The organism is Cellulomonas massiliensis JC225, assembly GCF_000312005.1.
In the GTDB taxonomy this organism is placed as follows: Bacteria; Actinomycetota; Actinomycetes; order Actinomycetales; family Cellulomonadaceae; genus Cellulomonas; species Cellulomonas massiliensis.
This window is the reverse complement of the sequence record NZ_HE978588.1, coordinates 1159614-1161416: the sequence shown is the minus strand read 5'-3', so window position 1 is coordinate 1161416 and position 1803 is coordinate 1159614. Positions and strand designations below refer to the sequence as shown.

Below are 1803 nucleotides of genomic sequence, written 5' to 3'. Positions count from 1 at the left end.
TGGGCCTGCTCGTCGCGGGCGCCCTGCTGGTCGGGACCGCGCTCGCCGGCCGGCCGCTGCCCCCCGACGTCTCGGCTCCCGTCGACGCGCACGCCGTGCAGCTCGTCACCGGCAACTGCCTCGCGCAGCTGCCGCCGGACGGTCCCGTCGACACCGTGCGCGTCGTGCCGTGCGACGACGAGCACGCCGCGCGCGTCGTCTCCCAGTACGCGTTCGACCAGGACGCCGTCTGGCCCGGTCAGCAGGCCGCCGACGAGCGCGTCGCCGCCGGGTGCGTGCTCTCCGCGGACGAGGCCGCCGCGGGCGACCGGCTCGTCACGTGGGCACCCAGCGAGGAGAGCTGGGGCCGCGGCGACCGCACCGGCCTCTGCCTCGTCGCGACGCCCTGACGGGCGTCAGTGGTTGGGCCGCAGCCGCACGCGCGCCTGCCCGCTCCCCTTCGGCTTGTCCACCTCGACGACGCTCTTGCGGCCGGCGACGAAGTCGCTGAACGAGGAGTACCCGAGCGACCGCTCGGAGAACGCCGGGTCGAGCCGGATCATCTGGCTCTTCACCTCGCTGAAGGGGAGCCAGGCGTCGTCGGGGTGCTTGTCGTGCACGAGCCGCGCCGCGCGCATGAGCAGCCGCGTGCCGGCCCGCTGGCGGATCCGGTCCTCCTGCGCGAGGTCGGCCGCGGGCGCGGCGGCCGGGTCGGCGCTCTCGCCCGCTGCGGCCTCCGCGGCCGTCGCGCCCCCCGGCGTGGCCGGGGGCTGCAGCGCGGCCGACGGCTCGGCCCCCGTGGCGTCCGGCTCGTCGTCGACCTCGTCGTCGGCCTGCGTGACGAGCAGCTCGTCGTAGTCCGCGAACTCGTCGCACGCGGCCATGAGCGCCCGGCTCGTCGACCCGGCGACGCCGATGCCGATCACCTGGCGGCCGAGCCGCCGCGCGCGCTGGGCGAGCGCGATGTAGTCGGAGTCGCCGGCCACGACGACCACGTGCGTGAGGTCGGGGAGGCGGAACAGGTCCTCGACGACGTCCACGGAGAGGCGGATGTCGGCGCCGTTCTTCATGCCGGACGTGACGGGGAACAGCTGGGTGAGGTCGACGGCCCGGTTGACGAGCTGCTGGCGGTACGCCGCGTTCGCGGGCAGGGACCAGTCCGCGTACGCCCGCGCGATGACGACGGGCCCGTAGGACGACGCGTAGTCGAGCACCGCGCCGACGTCGACCTGGGCCTCGAGCAGCCGCTCGCCGACGTCCGTGCCCCGGCCCGGCGCGTGCGAGCGGGCGTCGTCGCGCTGCCACTGGCTGCGCCCGTGCACCTGGTCGTAGCGGGAGATGACGATGTTGTCGAAGTCGACGTACACCGCCACGCGCGGGGTGGACGGGTCGGTCACTGCGGCACCTCCGGGCGCTCGTCGGCTCACGCCGGCCACCGGGCAGGACGCCCGGTGGCCTCGCGTCGACCGTAGTCCCCCGCGCCCGCCGGACGCCTCGCGGCCACGGACCGGCGGCGTTCTCATCCTGGTCTCATCCCCGCGCGCGACGATCGCGCCCGGCATGCTGGGGGCGGACGCGCACGGGGCGCGGCCGACGACGACGGCCCGGAGGTGGTGGACGTGGCACCGCGCCGGATCGCCGCCCTCGTCGGCCTCCTGCTCGTCGTCCTGGGGCTCGCCGTCGGCGCGCGGGCGCTCGCCGCCCCGGCCGCGGACCGCGAGCTGGGCGGCGAGGTCGTCGTCACCACCGCGCCCAGCCCGACCCCGGACGCCACGGCGACGCCGGCGGACCCGACGCCGGGCGCCACCCCGAGCCCGGCACGCC

General features: G+C 76.9%; 1 protein-coding gene and 2 pseudogenes. 2 read left to right on the top strand and 1 reads right to left on the bottom strand.

Annotated elements, in window-relative coordinates; genetic code table 11:
• Window positions 1–389: pseudogene (locus tag HGCM_RS17050) on the top strand (septum formation family protein); the annotation flags it as partial.
• A 6-nt stretch (window positions 390–395) separates the two neighbouring features.
• Here HGCM_RS17050 and HGCM_RS05515 read toward each other — a convergent pair.
• Window positions 396–1376, bottom strand: coding sequence for an NYN domain-containing protein (locus HGCM_RS05515; RefSeq protein WP_019135872.1), 981 nt, complete (start codon window positions 1374–1376; stop codon window positions 396–398).
• Window positions 1377–1598: 222 nt separating this feature from the next.
• Between HGCM_RS05515 and HGCM_RS19695 the strand changes: the two are divergent.
• Window positions 1599–1803, top strand: a pseudogene (locus HGCM_RS19695) (hypothetical protein); the annotation flags it as partial.